Raw genomic sequence first — 3,240 nt, 5'->3', positions numbered from 1 at the left:
ACCGCCTTGATCAGACGCTTCCTGAGATCATTCGATAAGGGTTTTGGCATATGTCACCTCCTCATAGCAAGATCATCAACTATATCTCATCCTTTGAGAATCCTTATCGACTCTATTTAAGTGCAGAATGCTCTAGTGGACATGGTTGCCTCCCATTAATGCCAAGCGTTTTTGGTTGCCGCGTTTGCCATATGCTGAGAGTAGCGGGTTGATCGTACGGTTGATCACGCCACAGGCGGTCATCTTGTCTAACGACCGGCGCACGGTGCTTTCGCTTTTTCTGATAAGCCTGCCGATTTCCTTTTGTGTTAAGCCCATTTCAAAATAGCGTTTGATTTTCCTCCAGCTTGGGTAAGCTTTGAGCAGGGCTTCTTTCATGCGCTCCATTTGCAGCGTTTCAACCTGGAACGGGCGGGCCTCGCTTTGACGGCGAAATACAGCCGGGATTTCCTGGCGCGCGAGCTTTTCCATCTGGATGAAATAACGGCGGGCTTGACGGCCTTTTTCATTGCCTTCGAGCATGGCGAGTTCTTTGGCCATGTCCAGGGATAGGTGGTAATCAATCCGGTTGCCACCTGGTAGAAAACGCCTAAGTCCTTGATTATTTCCGCTTCGGGAATTTGTGAAGCGGTAATCTTCGTTCTCAATAAAACCGTATTTTTCGATGCGCTCTTTTATCCAATCAGCAAATTTATGACCAGATTCCAGTATACCGTGCAAATCACGGGCATTGACCAGTGGTTGAGTTTCTCCGGCCAGTTCGCCGGTAAAGGTGGGGATAAGTTGATTTGTCATCTTTTGCTCCTTTTGATGGATTTCCTACGCAGGCCATAGGCGGCCAGGTGCTCAAAACCGGCAAAAGGTCGGCGGGCATATTCGCGGCAAGCCGCTATTTTATTAGCCACACACCCGGCCATCAAAAACGATGGGCGTAAAAAAACCACAACTGTCGGGCGCGGTATCCGCCTTTTGCAACTCGTGTTTTGAGCACTTGCGCGAACCATACACCCGATTTGATACTGTTGTCAATAATTCAGTTTTAATTCATAATTATTTTTATGGATCAAAACACTAAAGACGCAATTACTCATATCGTTGAGGCGCAAGCCGCAATTATTCGCGCTTTGCACCTTATTGCCAACATGCCACAAGAACATCAGCCAGAGGGCGTAAAGCCACTTGTTGAAAACGCCATCACCCATTTGGAAGAAACCATGAAGGCGGTTAAAAATGGTTGAGCCAATAAAAATTGATGGCAGGCTGTCAGACCTTGAAATTTCCGCGCGTAATGAGCGTTTATCCAAACGTGGCGGTAATTCAGGCGATGTTCCACCGCCTTCCGGCATAGAGTCGCGCGTTGCTCGACTAGAGGCTTCTGTTTCGCACATTGAATCAGATATCCGGGATATCAAAATCGACATCAAGGATTTGCGCGTTGATATTAAAGATTTGCGCAAAGTTGATGAGTCTAATTTCCGCATCCTATTCTCCGCAATTATCGCCACCGCGCTTGGGCTCGCTGGTTTAATGGCTAAGGGTTTTGGCTGGCTGTAGTTTATTTGTCCCATAAATTTTATTTACATTTCGATGCTCATATGTAAAGGAAAACCGCTTTTCCTTTACATATAACCACCAAGGCGCAGGTTATGCGCCCCTACAAGCTATCTCCTTATTTTTTGGGATCGGCTGCAGCTTCAGTAATTGGTTCTTCCACCTTTACAGTAGTAGTCTGCGGAGTAGTTATTACTCCCGGGCATTTTTTCATTACCGCTGATTGATGTATTGCATCGTATTCGCCCTTCAGTCGCGCATATTCAGCTTCCTGCCCCTTAGTTCCCCCAACTGCAAAAAGGATCGGCCATGCGACCAATACACCAGCAGCGACAAGCCATTTATCATTTGATGCTGCGCTGTCCAGCCGCCCTCCAAGCTGGCTAACACGGGCTTGTATACGTTGTGATTCTGCGGTTAGTTGATCACAGTCGTAATTGTTGTATTGCATCGGCGATGCGTAGGATGCCGCGATGTCCTTGGATGATGTCGCGCAGCCATATTGCGTCATGGCTATGCAGAGCATAGTTGCTATTATTTTTCTTGATCCACCTTTCATTTTATCTCCCTTATTTTTAAAGAAACTGAGAACCGGTTATCTTAAAACGCTGTACCCACGCCCTTGCATACAGCGTACTATCATTTGCCGCACTGTCATCGCCTCGTTGCCAAGACCGCCAATGCCACCGCCAGCCGCACCTGCAGCAGCCATTAATCCGGGGTCTATTCCGAGTATAGCGCCGAATATTGCGCCGGTTGCCGCGCCTACTGCCGCGCCGCCTACAGCATTACCCGTATAATTTGTATTGTGATGCGCGATGTTGTTGCATTGATAAATATCGGTAGCGTAATCGCATTTCTGGCATACCGTCGGATCAACAACTACGTGCTGGTAATTAACTGGCTGCTGAGCGGGGTCAAGCGCGGCGCACCCTGAGATTGCTATGGATACTGCAATTGCGCCCGGAATTAATTTCATTTCAAAAACTCCTGTTGTTTATAAAAAATAAGCTCTCTAAATCGGATACTCATATTCATTATTTACGGTGTGCGCTTCATGGTTTTTCCTTTTGTTAAAAATCGTTAAAGTTTTTTCTGTTTGTGTCCGATATTAAAAACGGCACAGAAATAGTGCCTTTCATACCAACCGATGTCCGGATTAACCCTCCGGACATCTCATAACCGGATGTCCGTGAATTTCCCGCAGTGCTTGCACTTGGTACGGCTTTTCTTTTTAAGCTCTCTCAATAGCGCGATATAGCGTTTTTTCTCCTGCATATACCGACTTTCATCAGTGCACAATTTTTGGAGCACGTACATGGGATTCATTAAAGTTTCACAATCTTTGCATTCAACCTGAACTTTTTTGTCATCAATCAGAAAACTTCGGTGATGGCATTTTTCAGGACTTATAGATTGATATCTGTTATCAATTAATTGTATTAATTTCGTATGTTTCTCGAACCTTGCCACTGAAAGATCAGTTATTTTTTTGTCGTCTGTCATCTTCTTAAAACAATTCCATCTGGTTATCATCCTGGCTTGCTACGATATTGCGCACTTGCCGCTCTGTTATTCCAATTACAGATAGAAGCAGTAATAATATAAGCCTTTACCTTTGGTAGAGGTCATCATGGCACGGAAGGCAAGTGGAACGGAGCAACTTGAGGTAGCGATGGAACGGTTAAA

General features: G+C 45.7%; 5 protein-coding genes. 2 read left to right on the top strand and 3 right to left on the bottom strand.

The annotated features are described in order from the left end of the window. Positions 1 to 132: 132 nt before the first annotated feature. Positions 133 to 795, bottom strand: coding sequence for an antA/AntB antirepressor family protein (locus BM021_RS14725; RefSeq protein ID WP_090721728.1), 663 nt, complete (start codon positions 793 to 795; stop codon positions 133 to 135). Positions 796 to 1,058: 263 nt separating this feature from the next. On the opposite strand from BM021_RS14725, the gene BM021_RS14720 reads away from it, so the two are divergent. Together BM021_RS14720 and BM021_RS15850 are read left to right on the top strand one after the other, a co-directional pair. After that, a complete protein-coding gene (locus BM021_RS14720; RefSeq protein WP_090721727.1) occupies positions 1,059 to 1,238 on the top strand; it encodes a hypothetical protein in 180 nt (59 codons plus the stop codon). Beyond that, complete coding sequence (locus BM021_RS15850; protein ID WP_218147889.1) at positions 1,231 to 1,554, top strand: hypothetical protein; 324 nt, start codon at positions 1,231 to 1,233, stop codon at positions 1,552 to 1,554. The genes BM021_RS14720 and BM021_RS15850 overlap by 8 nt, the downstream gene beginning before the upstream one ends. A gap of 115 nt (positions 1,555 to 1,669) precedes the next feature. Here BM021_RS15850 and BM021_RS14710 read toward each other — a convergent pair whose 3' ends face one another. Together BM021_RS14710 and BM021_RS14705 are read right to left on the bottom strand one after the other, a co-directional pair. Further along, positions 1,670 to 2,110 carry a hypothetical protein gene (locus tag BM021_RS14710; RefSeq protein ID WP_177186398.1) on the bottom strand — a complete coding sequence of 147 codons (441 nt, stop codon included), beginning with the start codon at positions 2,108 to 2,110 and terminating at the stop codon, positions 1,670 to 1,672. A gap of 36 nt (positions 2,111 to 2,146) precedes the next feature. Further along, a complete protein-coding gene (locus BM021_RS14705; RefSeq protein WP_090721726.1) occupies positions 2,147 to 2,530 on the bottom strand; it encodes a hypothetical protein in 384 nt (127 codons plus the stop codon). Positions 2,531 to 3,240: the final 710 nt, after the last annotated feature.

This window comes from Nitrosomonas sp. Nm166, assembly GCF_900112825.1.
GTDB lineage: Bacteria > Pseudomonadota > Gammaproteobacteria > Burkholderiales > Nitrosomonadaceae > Nitrosomonas.
This window is presented reverse-complemented; position numbering and strand designations above follow the sequence as displayed.